This window comes from Janthinobacterium kochi (genome assembly GCF_051380715.1).
In the GTDB taxonomy this organism is placed as follows: Bacteria; Pseudomonadota; Gammaproteobacteria; order Burkholderiales; family Burkholderiaceae_D; genus Janthinobacterium.
On record NZ_JBNYXO010000012.1, the window covers coordinates 1 to 22,896 of the forward strand.

Consider the following 22,896-nt stretch of genomic DNA (forward strand, 5'->3'; position numbering starts at 1 on the left):
ATGACCATAGCAAGTTGGTCCCACCCCTTCCCATCCCGAACAGGACCGTGAAACAACTTTGCGCCGATGATAGTGCTGCAACCAGTGTGAAAGTAGGTTATCGTCAGGCTTGTTATTCGAAAAAACCCCTTCTGGTGATCCAGTTGGGGTTTTTTTACGTCTGGCGCTTTTAACGTTGGCGCCAGGCGAAGGCTGGGGTCAGACCCCCTCGCCCGTTATCAATGACCTTTGCGTTAGCGGCATTGAGGGTCTGACCCCGGCTGTTCAACAGGCGAAAAAAAGCAGCGCTACGCGCTGCCTTTGTCATTTGTCAAACGCATTAAAAGTGATAAGCGACTTTGACATTCAAGTAATTGACGCCACTGTTTGGCTTTTTGTAGCCGCCATTCGAGAAATGCTGGATTTTCGCAGCGACTTCCCATTTGTTATTGAAGATATAGCCGACGCCGATATGGTCGCCAAACTGGAAGTGGGTCGACAGGCGGTCATCGTCGTTGTTGTACAGTTTCGACAGCATGTGCACGCCGATGCCGGCTTCCGCATAAAAACCCAGCTTGTTCATATTTTCAAAACGGAACACGGGGGTAAAGCCCAAGTCCCACAGTTTTTGATGCTGGCCTGGGACATTCTGATAACTCTTGGCATCCCAGCCGCCGATGCTGGCATCCCAGTAACCGCTCAGCTGTGTGCCATTCGATACAAACCAGGCCTTATCCCAATTCGAGGTTACGCCAGCGCGTACCATTTGTACCTTCACGCCCTTGGCATATTCGCCGTAGACGGAGTCGATCAGTTTGTCGTCGGCGGCAAAGCCGGCGTTGGCGGCCATCAGCGCGGCAACGGCGGCGATGGATTTGAGGAGATTCTTCTTGAAGAACATAGAGGCTTTCATCGTAAAATTGGCCGATAGGCTATTGTTGTACAGGCACCTTGCTTTGCATGCCGCTCTCGCCACTTGTTGATCTCAGGGGTTCAATTGACATTCTCTACAAAAATCGCATTTCTCGGTATCGGTCTGATGGGGGATCCGATGGTCCGGTGCCTGCTACGCGCTGGATATTCTGTCACAATTTGGAATCGCACGCACAGCAAGGCTCAAGTCCTGCGTGCGGCAGGGGCACAGCCGGCTGTTTCCGTGGCTGAGGCGGTCAATGGCGCGGACGTGGTCATCTCGATGCTGGAAGCCGGTCCCATCGTGGTGCAGGTGCTGCAAGAGGCGCTGCCGGCCTTGCCAGCGGCTGCGATATGGATCGATATGAGTTCCACCAAGCAATCAGAGGCCCAACAATTTCATGCCACCTTGCAGGCGGCAGGCCATGCCTTCATCGATGCGCCCGTGTCGGGTGGCGTCGGCGGGGCGCAGGCGGGCACCTTGGCCATCATGGCCGGCGCCAGCACCAACGATTACGCACGGGTTGAGACGATTCTGGCGGCCATGGGCCGTCCGACCCTGGTGGGCCCGCCAGGCAGTGGACAGGTGGCCAAGCTGTGCAATCAACTGATCGTCGGTGCCACCTTGACCATCGTGGCTGAGGCATTGCTGCTGGCACAGGCGGCCGGCGCCGATGCGGCTGCCGTGCGGGCAGCCATCCGTGGCGGCTTTGCTGAGAGCAAGATTTTGGATGTGCATGGCCAGCGCATGCTGGAACGTAACTTTGTGGCCGGTGGGCAGGTGAAGAGCCAGATCAAGGACATGCACAACATCCTCGCGGCGGCCGAGGCCGCGCACGTCATCTTGCCAGTGACGCAACTGGTGACGCAGCGCTATGAAACCATTGCAGAAACGTACCCGACGGCAGACCATGCGGCGGCCTTGCTGGCCCTGGAAGCGTTGAATCCGGGCCAGCGCTTGGGCACTGCTCCGGACAAATTGAGCTGATTCAGGCGATGGGCAGGCTCGCTTCGGCCAGCTTGACCCAGAAACTGGCGCCGATGGGCAGCAGCTTGTCGTTGAAGTCGTAGCTGCCATTGTGCAAGACACACGGACCCAGGCCATGGCCGCCATCGCGGTGTTCTCCACCGCCATTGCCGATGAAGATGTAGCAGCCGGCTTTTTCTTGCAAGAAGAAGGCAAAGTCTTCCGCGCCCATGGTCGGTTCAACATTCGCGTTGACCTTGTCGGCGCCGACCACGCTTTGCATCACTTCGACGGCAAACGCCGTTTCTTTCGCGTGGTTGACCAGCGGCGGATAGTTGCGCTTGAAGTGGAAGTCGACTTCCGCGCCAAAGGCGGCGGCCGTGTGCACGGCGATCTCGCGCATGCGCTCTTCGATCAAGTCCAGCACGGGCGTGGTGAAGGTGCGCACGGTGCCAACCAGGCTGGCATCGTCGGGGATTACATTGGTGGCGCTGCCTGCGTGGATTTGCGTGATCGACAGCACGGCCGTATCTAGCGGACTCTTGTTGCGCGTGATGACGGTTTGCCAGCTTTGCGCGATTTGCACGGCCACCATGACGGGGTCGATGCCCTTGTGGGGCTGGGCCGCGTGGGCGCCCTTGCCTTTGACGGTGACGTGGAATTCATTGCTCGACGCCATCATCGGTCCTTCCACCACGCTCAGGGTGCCCGTTTCGGCGCCTGGCCAGTTGTGCATGCCGTAGATGGCATCCATGGGAAAGCGGGTAAACAAGCCGTCATCGATCATTTCGCGCGCGCCGGCGCCGCCTTCTTCGGCCGGCTGGAAGACCAGGTACACGGTGCCATCGAAATGGCGGTGCTGCGCCAGGTAATGAGCGGCGCCCAGCAGCATGGCCGTGTGGCCGTCATGTCCGCAGGCGTGCATCTTGCCCGGATGGCGCGAGGCATGCTCGAAGGTATTCATTTCCTGCATCGGCAAGGCATCCATGTCGGCGCGCAGGCCGATGGCGCGTGTCGAGGTGCCATTCTGGATGATCCCGACCACGCCGGTGCGGCCCAGACCGCGTACCACGGGAATGCCCCATTGCGTCAGTTTGGCGGCGATCACGTCCGAGGTGCGCTGTTCTTCGTAGCACAGCTCGGGATGCGCGTGCAGGTCGCGGCGGATACCTTGCAGCTCGGATTGAAATGCCAAAATCGGATCAACTAATTTCATCGGACTCTCCTGTGGATGCTGGCGCGCAGCCATGTAGGGCGCGCCGGGCCGCGGCTGTTTGATCAAAAACAGACGCGGCTAATAATGCATTGTAGCCCTTGTTTGCCGGGTAAATCCAGCGCACGGCCCAGCTTGCTCAACCGCCAACAGCAAGCACGCGGAATGGTTTACAGTATCGCCTTCCCCCAACGTTTTTGGATTGCCCCATGACCACCACCCAAGTGCGCGCCGCCTGCCCGCTCGATTGCCCTGATACTTGCGCCTTGCTGGTCACCGTGACCGATGGCGTGGCAACAGCCGTCAAGGGCGATCCTGACCACCCGACCACGGCTGGCGTGCTGTGCACGAAGGTGTCGCGCTTCACGGAACGTACCTACCATGCGGACCGGCTGCTGCATCCGCTGCGCCGCGTGGGCAAGAAGGGGGAGGGAAAGTTCGAGCGCATCAGCTGGGAAGAAGCGCTGCAGACCATCGCGGCCCGCTTGAAACTGATCGCCGCGCGCGATCCGCAGGCGATCTTGCCATACAGCTACTGCGGCACCATGGGTCTGGTGCAGGGTGAATCGATGTCCTCGCGTTTTTTCAACCAGCTCGGTGCTTCCTTGCTGGACCGCACCATTTGCGCCTCGGCTGGCGCCACCGGCTACCGCTACACGGTGGGCGCCAGCATCGGCACGGACCTGGAGCAATTCCAGAACGCGAAATTGATCATTATCTGGGGCGGCAATCCGATCGCCTCGAACCTGCACTTCTGGATGCGGGCGCAAGAGGCCAAGCGCAACGGCGCGACCTTGATCGCCATCGACCCGTATCGTTCGCTGACGGCCGAAAAATGCCACCAGCATGTCGCTTTACTGCCGGGTACCGATGCGGCCCTGGCGCTGGGCTTGATGCATGTGCTGATTACCGAAGACCTGGTCGACCAGGACTATATTGCGCAGTACACCATCGGCTATGCTGAACTGAAACAGCGGGTCCTGGAATGGCCGCCCGAGCGCGTGGCCGAGGTGTGCGGCATCACGACGACGGAAGTGGTGGACCTGGCGCGCCTGTACGGCCAGGCATGCCGTTCTGGCGAGGGCGCCGCCATCCGCACCAACTATGGCGTGCAGCGCGTGCATGGCGGTGGCATGGCCGTGCGCAACATCGCCTGCCTGCCAGCCCTGACGGGCGCCTGGCGCCATCCGGCCGGCGGCATGCAGCTGTCGAGCTCGGGTTCATTCCCCGTCAACCGCAAGGTCTTGCAGCGCCCTGATTTGCTGAAAGGCACGCCGCGCACCATCAACATGAGCACCATCGGCGACGATCTGCTGAAAACAACTTCACCCGAGTTCGGCCCGCAAGTCGAGGCCGTGATTGTCTACAACTCGAATCCCCTGGCGGTGGCGCCCGATTCATCGAAAGTGGCGCAGGGCTTTGCCCGCGAAGACTTGTTTACGGTCGTGCTCGAGCACTTCCAGACCGATACCGTCGATTACGCCGATATCGTGTTGCCCGCCACCACCCAGCTCGAGCATGTCGATGCACATTCCACCTACGGCCACCTGTACATGATGGCGAACAATGCGGCCGTGGCGCCGCTGGGCGAAGCGAAGGCGAACACGGAAATCTTCCGCCTGCTGGCCCAATACATGGGCTTTGATGATCCGTGCTTCCAGGAAAGCGACGATGCGCTGGCGGCCAAGGCATTTGATGCGACGGATGCGCGCGCCGTGCATTTTGACTGGGAATCGCTGAAACGCACGGGTTGGCAAAAGCTGGCCATGCCCGAGGCGCCATTTGCCGAAGGTGGTTTCCCCACGCCGTCGGGCAAGTGCGAGTTTTATTCCAGCGCCATGGCGCAGGCGGGACTCGATCCCCTGCCGACATATATTGCGCCGCACGAATCGCTGGCCAGCAATCCCGCGCTGGCTGCGCGCTATCCGCTGGCCATGATTTCTCCACCGGCGCGCAATTTCCTCAATTCCACGTTCGTCAACGTGAAAAGCCTGCGCGCGGCCGAGGGCGAGCCGCACCTCGACATCCATCCCGATGATGGCGCCGCGCGCGGCATCGCGGCCGGCGACATGGTGCGCATCTTCAATGACCGCGGTTCGTTTGTGGCCAAGGCCAGGTTGACGGACAAGGCGAGACCTGGCTTGGTGGTAGGCTTGTCCGTGTGGTGGAAGAAGCTGGCCAGCGATGGCAAGAACGCCAATGAAGTGACCAGCCAGCGCCTGACCGACATGGGCCGCGCGCCTACCTTCTACGATACGCTGGTCGAAGTGGAAAAGGTTGCCTGACATGCTGCGCTGGCCGGCCCGCTTGTTTGTCGGCACGGTGTGCATGCTGCTGGGCGGCTGCACGCAGCTGCGCTACTACACGCAAGCGGCGCAGGGACAATATGCCTTGTGGTCTGGCGCGCGCCCCATTGGTGACTGGCTCGATGACCCGGCCACCGAACCGCGCCTGAAAGTGCGCCTGGCAAAGGCGCAGCAGATCCGCCGCTTTGCCGTCAGTGAGCTGGACTTGCCAGACAATGGCAGCTACAAAAACTACACGGCCCTGCGGCGCCCGTTCGTGCTGTGGAACGTGGTGGCCACGCCGGAATTGTCGCTGCAGCCGCTGCAATGGTGTTTTCCCATCGCCGGCTGCATCAGCTATCGTGGCTATTACAGCAAGGAAGAGGCGCTCGCGTATGCCGAGGAGTTGCGCGCCCAGCATTACGACGTGCAGGTGGGCGGAGTGCCCGCGTATTCCACCCTGGGCTGGTTCGACGATCCCCTGCTGTCGACCTTTATCAACTACAACGATGCGGAACTGGCGCGCCTGATTTTTCATGAACTGGCGCACCAGGTGGTGTATGTGCCCGGCGATTCGGCCTTCAACGAGTCGTTTGCCGGTGCCGTGGAAGAGGCGGGCGTGCAGCGCTGGCTGGCACGCGAGGGCAATGACGCCATGCGCGCGGCCTACGCCCAGTATGCGGCGCGGCGCCAGGATTTTCTGACCTTGCTGCTGAAATATCGTGAGGAACTGGAGGCCGTGTATGCGAGCGACGCCAGTGATGCGGAGAAGCGCGCGCGCAAGGCGCAGGTGTTTGCGGCACTGCAAGACGCGTATCAGGTGCTGAAGCAAGAGTGGGGTGGCTTTGCCGGTTACGACCGCTGGTTCGAGCAGCCATTGAGCAATGCGCACCTGGCTTCCGTGTCTACCTACAATGAATTTTTGCCTGCCTTCAAAAAATTGCTGGAAGAAAAAAAGAACTTTCGTGCTTTTTATGCTGCAGTGCACACAATGGCCCAGATCAAGAAGCCTGAGCGCAGGCGTGCGCTGGAACAATTGTCCAGCCCCTGACCCGTAAAGATTGTCTCGCACGTCAGGTCAAACGATCCTGCAACAGCGTATTTATCATGTTGCATTGCAGCATAAAATACCCTTAGAGTTGCCGCTCGAATACTGTTGAAAGCGCTTGCATGGAAGCGCGGCGACCGATAGCATCGCATTAGTAGCATAGAGCAATTGCTCGTCAGAATGCTCAAACTGACTGCAGGACGACAGAATCCGCAGCAATGATCCGCGCTGGCATGGTGCGCCGGCTCCCCCACGATTATTCGAGACAAGAGGCACAGGATGGACAAAATTTGGCTGAAGTCGTACCCTCCCGGCGTTCCTGCCGACATCGATCCTGATCAATATCGTTCGCTGGTGCATTTGCTGGAAGAAGCGTTTCAAAAATATGCGGATCGCAATGCTTATGTCTGCATGGACAAATTTCTCACTTATGCCGAACTCGATACCTATTCGCGCCAGCTCGGTGCCTGGCTGCAAAGCCGTGGCCTGAAGAAGGGCGCCCGGGTTGCCCTGATGATGCCGAACGTGCTGCAGTATCCGGTGGCCATTGCCGCCGTCTTGCGCGCCGGCTACACGGTGGTCAACGTCAACCCGCTGTACACGCCACGCGAACTCGAGCATCAGCTCAACGATTCGGGCAGCGAAGCCATCATCGTGCTGGAAAACTTTGCCCATACACTGGAACAAGTGTTGAGCAAGACGGCCGTCAAGCACATCGTCGTCGCCAGCATGGGCGAGATGCTGGGCGGCTTGAAGGGCATGCTCGTCAATTTTGTCGTGCGCAACGTCAAGAAAATGGTGCCCGCGTATTCCTTGCCGAACGCCATGCGTTTCAAGCAGGCGCTGACGCTGGGCAGCCGCATGAAACTCACGCCCGTCGAGCTGAGCATCAACGACGCCGCCTTCCTGCAATATACGGGGGGCACCACGGGCGTGTCGAAAGGCGCGACCTTGAGCCACCGCAACGTGATCGCCAATGTGCTGCAGAGCGAAGCGTGGTCGGGCGCGGCACTCGATCCGAACAGCCGCGAGCAGTTGATCATCGTCTGCGCCTTGCCGCTGTACCATATCTTTGCTCTGACGGCGTGCGCGATGTGGGGCACGCGCGTGGGCGCCCTGAATATCCTGATCCCGAATCCGCGCGATATCCCGGGCCTGATCAAGGAGTTGGGCAAGTACAAATTCAACCTGCTGCCAGCGGTCAATACGCTGTATAACGCGCTGGTGAATCACCCCGATTTTGTCAAGCTCGACTTCTCAGGCTTGAAGATTGCCAATGGCGGAGGCATGGCGGTGCAGCAAGCCGTCAATGACAAATGGCTGCAAGCGACGGGCGTGTCCATCATCGAGGGTTATGGGCTGTCGGAAACGTCGCCTGTCGCCACGTGCAACCGCGCCGACAGCACGGTGTTTTCCGGCACCATCGGCTTGCCGATTCCGTCGACCGAGATCGCGATTCTCGACGATGACGGCAAGGAAGTGCCGCTGGGCCAGACGGGCGAGATCGCCATCCGTGGCCCGCAAGTGATGACGGGCTACTGGAACCGTCCCGATGAAACGGCCAAGGTCATGACACAAGACGGCTATTTCAAATCGGGCGACGTGGGCATCATGGATGAACGCGGCTACGTGAAGATCGTGGACCGCAAGAAAGACATGATTCTCGTCTCCGGTTTCAATGTGTATCCGAACGAAGTTGAAGCCGTCATCGCGGCCCATCCGGGCGTGCTCGAGTGCGCCTGCGTGGGCGTACCCGATGAGCATTCGGGCGAGGCCGTGAAAGTGTTTGTGGTACGCAAGGATCCGAACCTGACCCAGGCCGTGCTGGCTGCGTATTGCAAGGAACAGTTCACGGGCTACAAGAGGCCGAAATACATCGAGTTCCGCGATGAACTGCCGAAAACCAACGTCGGCAAGATTTTGCGTCGTGCCCTGCGTGACGAGAAAAAGATAGCAGCATAAACAATGTGGATGCGCCAGGAGGCGCATCCCTTTTACAGATAAAGATGAGGCGAGATGGACAAGATTTGGTTGAAGTCGTACCCGGACAGCGTTCCCGCAGAGATTGATTGCACGCAATACCGTTCCGTGACGCATTTGCTGGAAGAGTCGTTCCAGAAATATGCGGACCGTAACGCTTTCGTGTGCATGGATAAATTCATTACCTACCGCGAGCTCGACCAGCTGTCGCAGCAGATGGGTGCCTGGCTGCAAAGCAAGGGTTTGCCGCCAGGTGCGCGCGTGGCCATCATGCTGCCGAACGTGCTGCAATATCCGGTGGCCATGGCGGCGATTTTGCGCGCCGGCTACACCGTGGTGAACGTCAACCCGTTGTACACGCCGCGTGAATTGCAGCATCAGCTGATCGATTCGGGCTGTGTAGCGATCATCGTGCTGGAAAACTTTGCCACCACGGTGGAACAGGTGTTGCCGCATACCCAGGTCAAGCATGTGATCGTCGCCACCATGGGCGATTTGCTGGGCAGCTTGAAGGGCACCATCGTCAACTTCGTCGTGCGCAAGATCAAGAAAATGGTGCCTGCGTTTTCCTTGCCTGGCGCCATCAGTTTCAACAAGATGCTGGCCGAAGGCACGCACCTGACGCTCAAGCCCGTGCAGCAGGGGCATGACGATATCGTCTTCCTGCAATACACGGGGGGCACGACAGGCGTGTCGAAGGGCGCGATGTTGTTGCACCGTAATGTGATCGCCAACGTGCTGCAAAACGAGGCGTGGATGTCGCCCGTGATGACGCCTGAAATGCGCGCCACCTCGATGGGATTCATGTGCGCCTTGCCCCTGTATCACATCTATTCGCTAACGGTCAGCGCCCTGATGGGCATGCGTCTGGGCGGCATGAGCGTGCTGATTCCCAATCCGCGCGACATCCCCGGTTTCGTCAAGGAATTGTCCAAGCACAAGATCGTCGTCTTCCCGGCCGTCAATACCCTGTACAACGCGCTGCTGAACAATGCCGACTTTGCCAAGCTTGATTTTTCCAGTTACAAAGTGTGCAATGGCGGCGGCATGGCCTTGCAGCGCAATGTGGCCGAACGCTGGCTGAAACTGACGGGTTGCCCGCTGATCGAAGGCTATGGCATGTCGGAAACATCGCCCGTGGTGACGGGCAACCGCGTCGACATCACGGAATTTACGGGTACCATCGGCTTGCCATTCCCCTCGACGGAAGTGGCGATCTTGAACGACGACGGCGTGGAAGTGCCGCTGGGCGAGCCGGGCGAAATCGCCGTGCGCGGTCCGCAAGTGATGGCCGGCTACTGGCAGCGTCCGGACGAAACGGCCAAGTCGATGACGGCCGACGGCTACTTCAAGACGGGCGACGTGGGTGTCATGGATGAGCGCGGCTATGTGAAGATCGTGGACCGCAAGAAAGACATGATCATCGTTTCCGGCTTCAATGTGTATCCGAACGAGGTGGAGGACGTGGTCTCTTCGTGCCCGGGCGTGCTGGAATGCGCGTGCATCGGCGTGCCGGATGCCAATGCGGGCGAAGCCGTGAAAGTGTTTGTCGTGCGCAAGGATCCGAACCTGACGGTGGAACAGATCCGCGAGCATTGCAAGCATGAATTGACGGCCTACAAGAAACCGAAATACATCGAGTTCCGCGATGAATTGCCGAAGACCAATGTCGGCAAGATCTTGCGCCGTCAGTTACGCGACGAAAAGAAGGTTGCCTAATTCGCAGCCAGGGTTGTGTCCGCCGCCAGGTTCCTCCCTGGCCGGGCGGGCAAGCCGAAGCAGGGGCGCAGCCAGTTCACCTTGCTGATCAGCAGCGAGGTTCCCAGCCAGCAGGTCGCCACCGTGCCGGTGAGTACCAGCAGCGGCTCCAGCAAGGGGCCCAGCTTTAACGGCACCAGCCAGTAGGCCAGCAGCACGATCGCGCTCTGGTGCAATATGTACCAGGGAAAGACGGCTTGGCGGGCCCATGGCAGCCAGGCAAAGGGGCGGTTCAATAGCGTATGCGACCAGCCCAGGATGGTGCAGATGGCCAGCCACATGTACAGGTTGCGCATGGGCCAGGAGCCAGCCGAGGCCCAGGTCAGCAGGTTTTCCGAATATACCTGGTCGAACACCATGTATACGGCAAACGCGCCCAGGCCCAGCCACAGCGTGCGCCAGCGCAAGCGCGCCAGTTCCGCCCACAATCCCTTGTCATTGCCCAGCCACCAGCCATACACGAACAGCGTGAAATAGATGCTGTGCGCATACCAGTCGTGCACCACCGCATGGTTTTCCGGATAGCGCATCTTCAGGAACAGCGTGGCGGCCAAGGTGGGCAGCGCCGGCAAGACCAGCAAGCGCCAGCCGCGCAAGCGCTGAAACAGGGGGCGCAGCGCCGCCAGCAGCGGCTGCAGCGCGACCAGCACGATGATGTACAGCAGCAAGTACACCAGATACCACAAGTGATTCCACGTAAAACCATATTGCCAGCCTGCGAAGGCGCCGGCAGGCCAGGCATGGCCGCCAAAGTAATGCAGCAGGAACTGCCCATAGCCAGGCTCGACCAGGCCGTTGCTGACGCCTTCGCAATACGGCTGGAGGGGGATGATGACGGCCATGCCGAACAGCAGCGGCAACAGCAGGCGCTTGGTCCTGCGCCACAGGAAGGCGCCGCGCGAGGTCTGCGTCATCATGGCGCACGACACGCCGGAGATGAGGAAGACGATTTCCATGCGCCAGCGGTTAATGAAGACCAGCGGCATGTTCAAGGCATCCGTGGTGTAGCTGCTGCGCATATGAAAGCTCGACCCTTCCAGGTACATCAGGGCAGTGTGATAGACAATCAGCAGGCTGAAGACGAGAAAGCGCAAGGCGTCGATATCGTGGCGGCGGGTGTCATGGCGCATGATCGGTGGGCAAGTGGTGAAGGAAGGCCCAGCATAGGTAGCAACGGGGCTGGCAGCCAGCGCGAAGTGACCAGCGGACGGCTGCTTGTGACGAATGGATCGCCTGGGACGGGTGTGGGACGTTACAATCGTGCAACTAATTTACCTGCCGAAGCTATGCGCGCCTCTTCCACCGACCTGTTGCAACGTTATCAACGCTGGCGCCGCGTGGCCGAACCCGGATTCTGGATCGCGCTATATTTTCTGCAGGCCAGCGTCAACAGCTGGCTGGTCTGGCTCGACCTGCGGCGCGCCGGGGTCGCGACGCCATACTGGGAAGTGGCCGTGTGGGAATGGAGCAGCAATCTTGTGCTGCTGGCGCTGGTGCCCGTGGTCGTGCTGGCGGGACAGTACCGGCCGCTGCACCTGGTGTTCCAGCGCCAGAACCTGCGCTGGCACCTGGCTGCATCGCTTGTCTACAGCCTGGTGCATGTGGCGGCCATGGTGGCCTTGCGCAAGCTGGCGTACTGGAGCCAGGGCAGTCACTATGATTTTGGCGCCTGGTGGCGCGAGTTGCCGTATGAATACATGAAAGATGTGCGTGCTTACTTCCTCGTCTTGCTGGCCGTGGGTTTTTACCAGTTGCTGCTGATGCGCTGGCAAGGCGAGGCGACCCTGCTGGGCGAACCCGATGAAGGGCCGGCCATGGAGCCGGTGCAGCAACCGGAACGCTTCCTGGTGCGCAAGCTGGGCAAGGATTTTTTGTTGCCCGCCCTGGAGATCGAATGGTTACAGGCCTGGGGTAATTATGTCAATTTGCATGTGCGCGGCCACGATTATCCGCTGCGCTCGACCATGGCCGCCATCGAGCGCCGCCTCGACGGCAAGCGCTTCGTGCGCGTGCACCGCAGCTATATCGTCAACCTTGATTTCGTGCAGAGCATCGTGCCGCTGGAATCGGGTGATGCGCGGGCCGTGCTGTCCACGGGCGGCGAAGTACCCGTCAGCCGGCGCTACCGCGATGCCTTGAAAAGTACTTGCTAGCTTTCCTGCAAGCCAGCCTTGCCGTCGCGCACGACAAAGCTGGCCAGTGTTGCAATGGCGGAGGCGCTGTCGCGCACATTCTCCAAACCCTGGAACAGGGTCGTGGTTTTCTCCGGCGTGATCTCCATCAACATATAGCCGCGCTTGTCGCTGCGTCCGTAGCGGATGTGGGGGTTCATCGCCACGTACTGCTCGGTGCGCGCCTGCGGGCGGGAACCCGATGTGATGGAAGTGCCGCAAAACTCGGTGGCCAGCACGGGATTGTTCTTGCTGACCGGCCGCATGGCATTGCGGCTCAGTTCCGTGGCATAAAAGGTGTGCACGTCGCCCGACAGCACCAGCGGGTTGCGCGCGCCACTGCTGCGCAGGGCGTCAAGCAGGTGCTGGCGCGCCAGCGGATAGCCATCCCAGCCATCGGTCCAGATGCGTTCGTCGCCGGCCCGCAGGATGGGCACCTGGCTCGATTGCGCCATCAGCGTTTGCTGGGCCAGGATATTCCAGCGCGCGGGCGAGTTGTCGAGTCCCGCTTGCAGCCAGCGTTGCTGCTCCTCGCCCAGCATGCTGCGCTGCGGTTTCAGCAAGTCGGGGCAGTTGCGCGTGGTGACGGAATTGGAGCCGCCGCGGCCCGGCCTGGCGCACGCGTGATAGGCGCGGTATTGCCGGTCGTCCAGCACGTGGAAGCGCGCCAGCCGGCCCCAGTCATAGCGCTGGTAGATGCGCATGTCGACAAAACCTCTTCTCCCCAGCGGCAGCAGACGCAGCGGCATGTGTTCATAAAACGCCTGGTAGGCGGCTGCGCGGCGCTGCAGGAACGTAGGTGTCAGTAGTTCGTCGCGGTCATTGCCGTAATCGTTGGACACTTCATGGTCGTCCCAGGTGACGATCCACGGCGCAGCCAGGTGTGCGCCCTGCAAATCCTGGTCGCTCTTGTATTGCGCGTAGCGGGCGCGGTACTCGTCCAGGGTAAAACTTTCGTGCGTGCGCAGGGCCCGGTTCGGGTGCTGCAGCTGGTACGGTCCCCACTCATAAATGTAATCGCCGAGAAAGGCCACCAGGTCAGGCGCGGCCGCGGCGATATGCCGGTGCGCCGCATACGCGCCGAATTCCCAGTGCTGGCACGAGGCGACGGCCAGTTTCAGCGAGGCAGGCATGGAGCCGGGATCGGGCGCCGTGCGCGTGCGGCCCACGGGGCTGACGGCGTCGCCAAGCATAAAGCGGTACCAGTACCAGCGTCCGGGCGCCAGGCCCGCCACGTCCACATGCACGCTGTGCGCGAGGGCGGGCGTGGCCGTGGCCTGGCCCTTGGCGATGATGCGGCGAAAACCTTCATCGGCGGCCACTTCCCAGCGTACGTTCAGGGCGATGGCGGGCGTGGCGTTCGCGTGCAGCGGGTCGTAGCAGATGCGCGTCCACAGGACGACGGCGTCCGGCAGGGGCGAGCCGGAAGCGATGCCCAGCGCAAACGGATAGCCGGTGCTATTGCTGCGCGTGGCGGCGCGCACGCTTGAACCGGACAGCACGCTGCCAGCGGCGGCCAGTGCCGTTATACGCGCGGCGCTCTGCAAGAAGATGCGGCGCTGCTTATCCATAGTGTGGAATTATTGCGACAATCAAGACGACAATAAAGTCTCGATCGGCGGCACCTTGCGCGGCTTGCGTTCGGAGTCCGTCGCCACATAGATCAGGGTGGCTTCCGTGACTTTCACGATGCATGCCTGCAGGCGGTTGCGCTCGGCATACACCTCGACATTGACAGTGATCGAGGTATTGCCAACCTTGACGATTTCGGCGTAGAAGGATAGCAGATCGCCGACGAAGACTGGATTTTTGAAGACGAAGGAGTTGACGGCGATGGTGGCGACACGGCCGTTGGCGCGCCGCGTGGCTGGCAGGGAACCGGCAATGTCGACCTGCGCCATGATCCAGCCGCCGAAGACGTCGCCGTACACATTGGCGTCGGACGGCGCGGGCATCATGCGCAATTCCGGCATTTTTCCGGCGGGCAGGCCGGAAGCGAGGCAGTTGTCGGGGCGGTCGGGGGAGGTGCTCATCTTTTATTCTCATGAAAGGCTACAATTGCCCCGATTGAACCATAAAAAGCCGACCTTCGCCATGCGCCGTTCCCAGACTCCCCCTCCGCCCCGCTCGCCAGCCTCCGCCAGCCACAGCGATTTCGCCACCATCAAGACCTTGCTGCCCTACCTGTGGGTCTACAAATGGCGGGTGCTGCTGGCACTGCTATGCCTGGTGGGCGCCAAGCTGGCCAACGTGGGCGTGCCCCTGATCCTGAAAAAACTCGTCGACGCCATGACGATCACGGCGGCGCACCCGCAAGCGCTGCTGGTGTTGCCCGTGGGCTTGCTGGTGGCGTATGGCTTGCTGCGTCTGTCGACCACCTTGTTTACGGAATTGCGCGAATTCCTGTTCGCCAGGGTGACGCAGCGGGCCGTGCGCACCATCGCCCTGCAAGTGTTCCGCCACCTGCATGCCTTGTCGCTGCGTTTCCACCTGAACCGCCAGACGGGTGGCATGACGCGCGACATCGAACGGGGCACGCGCAGCGTCGGCTCGCTCATTTCCTATACCTTGTTCAACATCTTGCCGACCCTGGTGGAAATCACCCTCGTGCTCGGCTATCTGGTTTTGCATTACGACATCTGGTTCAGCGTGATCACGGCGGTGGCGCTGGTGTCCTACATCGCGTTTACCGTATTGGTGACGAACTGGCGCACGCATTTCCGCCGCACCATGAACGACCTCGACTCCAAGGCGAACACCAAGGCCATCGATTCGCTGATCAACTATGAAACCGTGAAATATTTCGGCAACGAGGATTACGAGGCGAAGCGCTACGACGAAGGCTTGCAGCGCTATGAATCGGCCGCCGTGAAATCGCAAACTTCCTTGTCCCTGCTCAATACGGGCCAGTCCTTGATCATCGCCACGGCCGTCACCTTGATCCTGTGGCGCGCCACGGTGGGCGTGATCAACGGCAGCATGACCCTGGGCGACCTGGTGCTGGTGAACGCCTTCATGATCCAGCTGTACATCCCCCTCAATTTCCTGGGTGTCATTTACCGCGAAATCAAGCAAAGCCTGGCCGACATGGAGCGCCTGTTTTCCTTGCTGAACGAAAACCGCGAAATCGCCGATACGCGAGAGGCAAAACCGCTCGTCACGCGGGGTGCTGCCGTGCGCTTTGCGCATGTGGATTTCAGCTATGAAGCCAAGCGGCAAATCCTGTTCGACGTGGATTTCCAGATTCCGGCCGGCACCACGACGGCCGTGGTGGGCCACAGCGGCTCGGGCAAGTCGACCCTGTCGCGTTTGCTGTTCCGCTTTTATGAAGTCGATGGCGGCAGCATCACCATCGATGGCCAGGACTTGCGGGCAATCACGCAGGATTCGCTGCGCGCCGCCATCGGCATCGTGCCGCAAGATACGGTGCTGTTCAACGACACCATCGAATACAACATCGCTTACGGCAAGCCGGGCGCCAGCAAGGCGGCCATCGTGGCGGCGGCCAAAGCGGCGTCGATCCATGATTTTATTGAAAGCTTGCCAGATGGCTACAACTCCATGGTGGGCGAACGGGGCTTGAAGCTGTCAGGCGGCGAAAAGCAGCGCGTGGCGATTGCCCGCACCTTGCTGAAAGACCCGGCCATCCTGATCTTCGACGAAGCGACGTCGGCGCTCGACTCCAAGGCCGAGCAGGCGATCCAGGCGCAACTGAAGGAAATCGCCAAAAACCGCACCACCCTGGTGATTGCGCACCGGCTGTCGACGGTGGCCGACGCCCAGCAAATCCTGGTGCTCGACCATGGCCGCATCGTCGAGCGGGGCACGCATCCGCAATTGCTGGCGTTGGATGGCATGTACGCGCAGATGTGGCAACGCCAGCAGGCGAATAGCGACGATGAGGCGGAAGAGGACGACGCGCTGGCGGGCCTGGCGCCGGCAAAATAAATCGGCGCGGGAAAATCAGTAGGAAAAATGCTACAGCCGCGCTGATTCAGGCGCGCGTATAGTCCCTATTTGAGGGCAATCGCAGAAAACGGCTAGCTCAGCGCTGAAAATGAAATAAAATTAATTCCATTGGTGGCGTCTGCACCACAGTTGCTTCGTTCGGAGTACATCCGGTTTGTCCGCCCAGGAGAATTTATGAAATTGACCAAAATCATCGCCACGCTGCTCAGCGTCGGTGTCATCAGCAGCATGTCGCCAGTCCAGGCTCAGGAATTGACCGGCACCTTGGCCAAGATCAAGAAAGCCGGTTCCGTCACCCTCGGCGTGCGCGACGGCTCCGTTCCCTTCTCCTATCTCGATGACAAGCAGCAATACCAAGGCTATTCGATCGACCTGTGCATGAAAGTCGTCACGGCCCTGCAAAAGCACCTGGGCTTGAGCGAATTGAAAGTGGTGATGAGTCCCGTCACGTCGGCCAACCGTATCCCGCTGATGGCCAACGGCACCATCGACCTCGAATGCGGCTCGACCACGAACAACCTGGAGCGCCAGCAGCAGGTGGCATTCGCGCCCACCATGTTCGTCATCGGCAACCGTATCCTGGCGAAAAAATCCTCGAACATCAAGACCCTGGAAGACTTGCGCGGCAAGACGCTGGTCGCCACGGCCGGCACGTCGACCATCAAGCAGATGACGATCCTGAACAAGGAAAAAAACCTGGGCATGAATATCGCCGTCGGCAAGGATCATCCTGAATCGTTCCTGATGCTGGAAACGGGCCGCGCAGTGGCCGAAGCCAACGACGATATCCTGCTGGCGTCGCAGGTGGCCAACTCGAAAAACCCGAACGACTACGAAATCACCAAGGAAGCGCTGTCGGTCGAGCCGTACGGCATCATGCTGCGCAAGAACGATCCAGCCTTCAAGAAAGTGGTCGACGACGCGCTGATCCGCTTGTACAAGAGCGACGACATCAACCGCATTTATGCGAAATGGTTTACCTCGCCGATCCCGCCGAAAAACATCAACCTGAAATTTCCCATGCCGCCGCAATTGAAGGCCGTGTTCATGAATCCGACCGATTCGGGCGATCCGGCTGCGTATGCGGCCGTGCCCGAAGCGCAGAAGACATCGGACAAACGGAAAAAGTAAAGATTGCGTAACAAATCGGGGGGCGCAAGCCTCCCGGTTTTATTTGCGGGGTAGGCGGCTGGCCGCTTTCCTTGAGCTGCATGGGAAGGATGATCATGAATTACAACTGGAATTGGCGCATCTTCTGGGAGATGTCCCCCGATGGCGTGGGCACGTATATGGATACCCTGTGGTCCGGCCTGGTGTGGACCCTGGCCACGGCCGGTGCGGCCTGGATCATGGCCTTGATCCTGGGCCTGGTGATCGGCACCGTCCGTACCCTGCCGAACAAATGGCTGGTGGGCGTGGCCAATGCCTACGTGGAATTGTTTCGCAATGTGCCACTGCTGGTGCAGATGTTCCTGTGGTATTTCGTCATGCCGGAACTGCTGCCGCCGGACCTGGGCGCCTGGGTCAAGTCGCTGCCGAACGCGCCATTCGTCACGGCCGTTTTATGCCTGGGATTCTTCACTTCCTCGCGCGTGGCCGTGCAGGTGACGACAGGCATCGAGGCGCTGCCGCGCGGGCAGAAACTGGCCGGCACGGCGCTGGGCCTGACCCTGCCGCAAACCTACCGTTTCATCTTGCTGCCGATGGCTGCGCGCGTCATCATGCCGCCGCTCACCAGTGAATTTTTGAACATCATCAAGAACAGTTCAGTGGCATTGACCATCGGCCTGATCGAACTGACGGCCAGCGCGCGCGCCATCCAGGAGTTTTCCTTCCAGGTATTCGAGGCGTTTTCGGCCGCCACCATCATTTACGTCGTCGTCAATCTGCTGGTGGTGGTGCTGATGCACCTGATCGAAAAAAAGGTCGCCATCCCGGGCTTCATCGTCGCCGGCGCCAAGACGGGAGGACACTGACATGTTCGGTAACTTCGACTTCGATGTCATCTCCCGCTCGTGGGTTTACCTGTTCCAGACCGGCATGGTCTTCACCCTGAAACTGACGGCGCTGGCCATGGTGGGCGGCATCGTGCTGGGCACACTGCTGGCGCTGATGCGCCTGTCCAGCAACCGCCTCATCTCGGGCGTGGCATCGAGCTACGTCAACCTGATACGCTCGATCCCGCTGGTGCTGGTGATCTTCTGGTTCTACTTCCTGGTGCCGTACATCGCCGCCTGGGTCATCGGCGCGGACGAGCCCGTGAAAGTGGGCGCGTTTTCTTCCGCGCTGATCACCTTCATCATGTTCGAGGCAGCCTACTATTGCGAGATCATGCGCAGTGGCATACAGTCGATTCCCCGCGGCCAGGTGTGGGCCGGCCAGGCGCTGGGCATGAACTACCGGCAAACCATGGGCAGCATCGTGCTGCCGCAAGCTTTTCGCAACATGATCCCCGTGCTGCTGACGCAAACCATCGTGCTGTTCCAGGACGTGTCGCTCGTGTACGTGCTGTCGATCCCCGATTTCGTCGGCGCCGCCTCGAAGATCGCCCAGCGCGACGGCCGCCTGGTGGAAATGTATGTGTTTGTCGCCGTCGTGTATTTCGTGCTGTGCTATGCCTTGTCGTTCCTGGTAAAACGCCTGCAGAAACGCGTCGCCATCATTCGCTAACCGAAAAAGAAAGAACAAGATGATCGAACTCAATAACGTCAGCAAATGGTATGGCCAGTTCCAGGTACTGACCGACTGCACCACCAAGGTCGCCAAGGGCGACGTGATGGTCATTTGCGGCCCGTCCGGCTCCGGCAAGTCGACCCTGATCAAGACCGTCAACGGCCTCGAACCGATACAGCAGGGGCAGATCATCGTCGACGGCATCACCGTCAACGACCCGAAGACGAACTTGTCGAAACTGCGTGCGCGCATCGGCATGGTGTTCCAGAATTTCGAGCTGTTTCCGCACCTGTCCATCCGCGAAAACCTGACCATCGGCCAGATCAAGGTGCTCGGTCGCAGCGCCGACGAAGCCAATGCCAAGGGCTTGAAATACCTGGACCGCGTGGGCCTGCTGTCGCAGCAAGATAAATTCCCGGGCCAGCTGTCGGGCGGCCAGCAGCAGCGCGTGGCGATCGCCCGCGCGCTATCGATGGACCCGATCGCCATGCTGTTCGACGAGCCCACTTCGGCGCTCGATCCGGAAATGATCAACGAAGTGCTCGACGTGATGGTGGGCCTGGCGCAGGAAGGCATGACGATGATGGTCGTCACCCACGAAATGGGTTTTGCAAAAAGAGTCGCCAACCGCATCGTCTTCATGGACCAGGGCAAGATCATCGAGGATTGCAGCAAGGATGACTTCTTCAACACCACGCGCTCAGACCGCGCGCGCGATTTCCTGGCGAAAATCATTCACTGATCCCAGGTTTTCTCGATTAAAGCGGCCGGTCTGCACCGGCCGTTTTTGCGTTGACGGCACGCTTGCGCCAGGTTTGCATCAGGACGCCTGGCCGCTAACGCAGCCCCGCGGCTGGTAAAATGGCGTTATTCGCAATGACCGCCTGAGAGCAGCCGCCATGTCCACACTCGATCACACCCCAGCCGCCGTCCCATCTTCCATCACCATCACCCGTCCTGACGACTGGCATCTGCATCTGCGTGACGGCGCCGTCATGGCCAGCGTGCTGCCGCACAGCGCGCGCCAGTTCGGCCGCGCCATCGTCATGCCGAACCTGAAACCGCCCGTCACCACCACGGCGGACGCCAGCGCCTACCGCGAGCGCATCCTGGCTGCCGTGCCCGAAGGCGTGAACTTCGATCCGCTGATGGTGCTGTACCTGACGAACAACACCTCGCCCGACGAAATCCGCCGCGCGCAGGACAGCGGCATCGTGCAGGCTGTGAAGCTGTATCCGGCCGGCGCGACGACGAATTCCGACCTGGGCGTGACGGATTTGAAGAATTGCTACGAGGTGCTCGAAGTGATGCAGGAAGTGGGCATGCCCTTCCTCGTGCACGGCGAAGTGACGGATCCGGAAATCGACATTTTCGACCGCGAAGCCGTCTTCATCGAACGCGTGATGCGCCCGCTGCGCAGCGCCTTCCCGGCCCTGTCCGTGGTGTTCGAACACATCACCACCAAGGATGCGGCGCAGTACGTGGCTGAAGCGGAAGGCCCGATCGCCGCCACCATCACGGCGCATCATTTGCTGTACAACCGCAACGAGATTTTCAAGGGCGGCATCCGTCCCCATTACTACTGCCTGCCCATCCTCAAGCGCGAAGAGCACCGCCTGGCGCTGATGACGGCCGCCGCCAGCGGCGACGAGCGCTTTTTCCTCGGCACCGACTCGGCGCCGCACGCGCAAGGCGCCAAGGAAATGGCTTGCGGCTGCGCCGGCTGCTACACGGCCCTGCACGCGATGGAAATGTATGCCGAAGCGTTCGAACGGGCTGGCGCTCTGGATAAACTGGAAGCGTTCGCCAGTTTCCACGGCCCGGCCTTCTACGGCGTGCCGCGCAACACGGACAGCATCACCTTGAAGCGCGAAAGCTGGACTTTGCCAGCCTCGCTGCCACTGGGCGACAGCCATGTCATTCCGCTCAACGCGGGTGAACAGATCAACTGGAAAATGGTCTGATCACTCCATGCTGCCATCGATAGACTGGAGCCGCCCCTGGTATGCCACGGTGCTGCCGGCACGACGGCAGCTGGACCTGCAGCGCGACACGGTGATTGCCGCGCTCAACGGGCAGGCGCGCGCGCTGGACTTGCGCAATCCATCCGGCTTGCCGGTGTGCTTCGTGCCGCAAGCCGACCTGCCTGAAGGCGTGGCCTACGAGGAGTTCATCGGCGCGACGGGCGGCGTGCCCACGCGCGACAATCTGCATGACTTTTTCAATGCGCTCGTGTGGCTCACCTTCCCCCGCATCAAGCGGCAGTTGAACGCGCTGCAGGCGGCGCAGATCGCCCTGTCCGGCGTCGGCAAATCGCGTGGTCCCGCACGCGATGGCGCGACGATTTTTGACGAAAATTCCGCCTTGCTGGTGCTGCGCGACAGTGACGCGGGGCGCGCGCTGGAGGCGGCCTTGCGCGGTCACGACTGGCGTAGCGCTTTTATCGCGCAGCGCGACAAGTTTGGCGCCGGTGGCGACGCCGAAGTCTGGCTGTTCGGCCACGCGCTGATGGAAAAACTGGTGGCGCCGCGCAAGGCCATCACGGCGCACACGCGCGTGATTTTTGCCGGCGACGCTTACTTTGCGCTCGATGATGCAGCACGGCGCGCCTGGCTCGACGAGCGGGTGGCGCTAGACCTGGCGCAGCACGGCCTCACCACGGCGGACTTCACGCCGCTGCCCGTGCTCGGTTTGCCCGGCTGGTGCGAAGGCCAGGACGACGATTTTTACAATGACGCGGCGGTGTTCCGCCCGAAGCGCAAGGCAGCGAAGTAGGGCGTAATAAATTATTGTGATTTCTGACTTCCATAACCGGCGCTCTGCGGTGTTGCCCGCTGCTAGCAGTGCTCGCACTGCGTCGCAGCGGGCGCCTTGCAGAGCATCCGGTTCTGTTTGTCATAACTTCACAATAATTTCCCACGACCTACTTAGTGCAGAAAGAGATCAATAGCATGGAAAACAACGTTCGCTGGGGTATCCTCGGCACCGGCAAGATCGCCCGAGCGATGGCCGATGGCTTGCGTGACGCGCCCGGTGCGCAACTGGTGGCGGTCGCTTCGCGCAGCGCCGCCGGCGCCCAGGCCTTCGGCGCCGAATTCGGCATCGAACGTTGCCACGGTTCCTACCAGGCGCTGGCCATGGACCCCGAAGTGGACGTGATCTATATCGCCACGCCGCATACCTTGCATGCGGAAAATGCCTTGCTGTGCCTGGCCGCCGGCAAGCATGTCGTGTGCGAAAAACCGTTCACCATGAATGCGCGCGAAGCACAGGCCGTGGTCGATATGGCACGCGAAAAAAAGCTGTTTTTGATGGAAGCCATGTGGAGCCGTTTCCTGCCGGCTATGCAGGAAGCGCAGCGCATCATCGCCAGCGGCGAGATCGGCGTGCTGCAGCAAGTGCAGGCCGATATCGGCTTTGTCGCCAATTTCCCGCCCGAGCACCGCATGTTCAATCCCGAACTGGGAGGCGGTGCGCTGCTCGACGTGGGCATTTATCCGCTGTCGATGGCGGCCTTCTTCCTCGGCCCCGTATCACAGGTGCAGGCGCTGGCCGAAATGGGCGCCACCGGCGTCGACGAGCAGGTCGTGTTTTCCCTGCTGCACGCGGGCGGTGGCACCTCGTCCTGCGCCTGCAGCCTGCGCGCGCAAACGCCGACGGAAATGAGCATTTCCGGCAGCCTGGGACGCATCCGCCTGCCCAACCGTTTTTATAAGCCCGATCACCTGATCGTCGAAACGATGGATGGCGAACGCCGCATCGTCGCCGCGCCGCACCTGGGCAATGGCTACGCGCACGAGGCCATCGAAGCGATGCGCTGCATCCGCGCCGGCCTGCTGGAAAGCCCCGTCATGCCGCACGCCGACAGCGTGGCACTGATGCGCAACCTTGACACCATGCGCGGCCAGATTGGTCTCGTGTACCGAGCCGACCAGGCGTGA

At 60.6% G+C, this 22,896-nt stretch carries 19 protein-coding genes and 1 rRNA gene; 15 read left to right on the forward strand and 5 right to left on the reverse strand.

Going from position 1 to position 22,896, the window contains the following annotated elements:
• Positions 1-109: ribosomal RNA gene (gene rrf, locus ACQ4WL_RS21695) — 5S ribosomal RNA — on the forward strand; the annotation flags it as partial.
• 210 nt (positions 110-319) lie between these two features.
• Here the strand turns inward: rrf and ACQ4WL_RS21700 are convergent.
• Positions 320-892 (reverse strand): acyloxyacyl hydrolase, encoded by a 573-nt coding sequence (locus tag ACQ4WL_RS21700; RefSeq protein ID WP_436511604.1) that lies wholly within the window; start codon positions 890-892, stop codon positions 320-322.
• A gap of 84 nt (positions 893-976) precedes the next feature.
• Here ACQ4WL_RS21700 and ACQ4WL_RS21705 point away from each other — a divergent pair, with 84 nt between their 5' ends.
• Positions 977-1,879 carry an NAD(P)-dependent oxidoreductase gene (locus ACQ4WL_RS21705; RefSeq protein WP_436511605.1) on the forward strand — a complete coding sequence of 301 codons (903 nt, stop codon included), beginning with the start codon at positions 977-979 and terminating at the stop codon, positions 1,877-1,879.
• A gap of 1 nt (position 1,880) precedes the next feature.
• On the opposite strand, the gene ACQ4WL_RS21710 is transcribed toward ACQ4WL_RS21705, so the two are convergent.
• Positions 1,881-3,074: a M20 aminoacylase family protein gene (locus ACQ4WL_RS21710; RefSeq protein ID WP_436511606.1), complete on the reverse strand. Its 1,194-nt coding sequence runs from the start codon at positions 3,072-3,074 to the stop codon at positions 1,881-1,883.
• 206 nt (positions 3,075-3,280) lie between these two features.
• Here ACQ4WL_RS21710 and ACQ4WL_RS21715 point away from each other — a divergent pair, with 206 nt between their 5' ends.
• The 4 genes from ACQ4WL_RS21715 to ACQ4WL_RS21730 all read left to right on the forward strand — a co-directional run bounded on the left by ACQ4WL_RS21715 (position 3,281) and on the right by ACQ4WL_RS21730 (position 10,103).
• Positions 3,281-5,356, forward strand: coding sequence for a molybdopterin-containing oxidoreductase family protein (locus ACQ4WL_RS21715; protein ID WP_436511607.1), 2,076 nt, complete (start codon positions 3,281-3,283; stop codon positions 5,354-5,356).
• Position 5,357: 1 nt separating this feature from the next.
• Positions 5,358-6,407, forward strand: coding sequence for an aminopeptidase (locus ACQ4WL_RS21720; RefSeq protein ID WP_436511608.1), 1,050 nt, complete (start codon positions 5,358-5,360; stop codon positions 6,405-6,407).
• 276 nt (positions 6,408-6,683) lie between these two features.
• Complete coding sequence (locus tag ACQ4WL_RS21725) at positions 6,684-8,366, forward strand: long-chain fatty acid--CoA ligase (protein ID WP_436511609.1); 1,683 nt, start codon at positions 6,684-6,686, stop codon at positions 8,364-8,366.
• A gap of 54 nt (positions 8,367-8,420) precedes the next feature.
• The gene (locus tag ACQ4WL_RS21730; RefSeq protein ID WP_436511610.1) at positions 8,421-10,103 is read left to right on the forward strand and encodes a long-chain-fatty-acid--CoA ligase; all 1,683 of its coding nucleotides are present in this window, start codon (positions 8,421-8,423) and stop codon (positions 10,101-10,103) included.
• Here ACQ4WL_RS21730 and ACQ4WL_RS21735 read toward each other — a convergent pair.
• Positions 10,100-11,272, reverse strand: coding sequence for an acyltransferase family protein (locus tag ACQ4WL_RS21735; RefSeq protein WP_436511611.1), 1,173 nt, complete (start codon positions 11,270-11,272; stop codon positions 10,100-10,102). The genes ACQ4WL_RS21730 and ACQ4WL_RS21735 overlap by 4 nt on opposite strands.
• A gap of 156 nt (positions 11,273-11,428) precedes the next feature.
• Between ACQ4WL_RS21735 and ACQ4WL_RS21740 the strand changes: the two genes are divergently transcribed.
• Complete coding sequence (locus ACQ4WL_RS21740) at positions 11,429-12,295, forward strand: LytTR family DNA-binding domain-containing protein (protein ID WP_436511612.1); 867 nt, start codon at positions 11,429-11,431, stop codon at positions 12,293-12,295.
• Here the strand turns inward: ACQ4WL_RS21740 and ACQ4WL_RS21745 are convergent.
• Entirely contained in the window at positions 12,292-13,884 is a 1,593-nt protein-coding gene (locus tag ACQ4WL_RS21745) for an alkaline phosphatase D family protein (protein WP_436511613.1), read from the reverse strand. The two genes, ACQ4WL_RS21740 and ACQ4WL_RS21745, sit on opposite strands and share 4 nt — an antisense overlap.
• A 21-nt stretch (positions 13,885-13,905) precedes the next feature.
• Positions 13,906-14,346: an acyl-CoA thioesterase gene (locus tag ACQ4WL_RS21750; RefSeq protein ID WP_436511614.1), complete on the reverse strand. Its 441-nt coding sequence runs from the start codon at positions 14,344-14,346 to the stop codon at positions 13,906-13,908.
• Between the two features lie 61 nt (positions 14,347-14,407).
• Here ACQ4WL_RS21750 and ACQ4WL_RS21755 point away from each other — a divergent pair, with 61 nt between their 5' ends.
• The 8 genes from ACQ4WL_RS21755 (at position 14,408) to ACQ4WL_RS21790 (ending at position 22,896) form a co-directional block, all read left to right on the forward strand.
• Positions 14,408-16,261 carry an ABCB family ABC transporter ATP-binding protein/permease gene (locus tag ACQ4WL_RS21755; RefSeq protein WP_436511615.1) on the forward strand — a complete coding sequence of 618 codons (1,854 nt, stop codon included), beginning with the start codon at positions 14,408-14,410 and terminating at the stop codon, positions 16,259-16,261.
• A 195-nt stretch (positions 16,262-16,456) separates the two neighbouring features.
• The gene (locus ACQ4WL_RS21760; protein ID WP_436511616.1) at positions 16,457-17,413 is read left to right on the forward strand and encodes an amino acid ABC transporter substrate-binding protein; all 957 of its coding nucleotides are present in this window, start codon (positions 16,457-16,459) and stop codon (positions 17,411-17,413) included.
• Positions 17,414-17,508: 95 nt separating this feature from the next.
• Positions 17,509-18,258, forward strand: coding sequence for an amino acid ABC transporter permease (locus ACQ4WL_RS21765; RefSeq protein ID WP_436511617.1), 750 nt, complete (start codon positions 17,509-17,511; stop codon positions 18,256-18,258).
• Between the two features lies 1 nt (position 18,259).
• Positions 18,260-18,952 (forward strand): amino acid ABC transporter permease, encoded by a 693-nt coding sequence (locus ACQ4WL_RS21770; protein ID WP_436511618.1) that lies wholly within the window; start codon positions 18,260-18,262, stop codon positions 18,950-18,952.
• 19 nt (positions 18,953-18,971) lie between these two features.
• On the forward strand, positions 18,972-19,697 hold the full coding sequence (locus tag ACQ4WL_RS21775; RefSeq protein ID WP_102121361.1) for an amino acid ABC transporter ATP-binding protein: 726 nt from the start codon (positions 18,972-18,974) through the stop codon (positions 19,695-19,697).
• 157 nt (positions 19,698-19,854) lie between these two features.
• On the forward strand, positions 19,855-20,919 hold the full coding sequence (gene pyrC / locus ACQ4WL_RS21780; RefSeq protein WP_436511619.1) for a dihydroorotase: 1,065 nt from the start codon (positions 19,855-19,857) through the stop codon (positions 20,917-20,919).
• A 7-nt stretch (positions 20,920-20,926) separates the two neighbouring features.
• Positions 20,927-21,730 carry a DUF3025 domain-containing protein gene (locus tag ACQ4WL_RS21785; protein ID WP_436511620.1) on the forward strand — a complete coding sequence of 268 codons (804 nt, stop codon included), beginning with the start codon at positions 20,927-20,929 and terminating at the stop codon, positions 21,728-21,730.
• 176 nt (positions 21,731-21,906) lie between these two features.
• Entirely contained in the window at positions 21,907-22,896 is a 990-nt protein-coding gene (locus tag ACQ4WL_RS21790) for a Gfo/Idh/MocA family protein (RefSeq protein WP_436511621.1), read from the forward strand.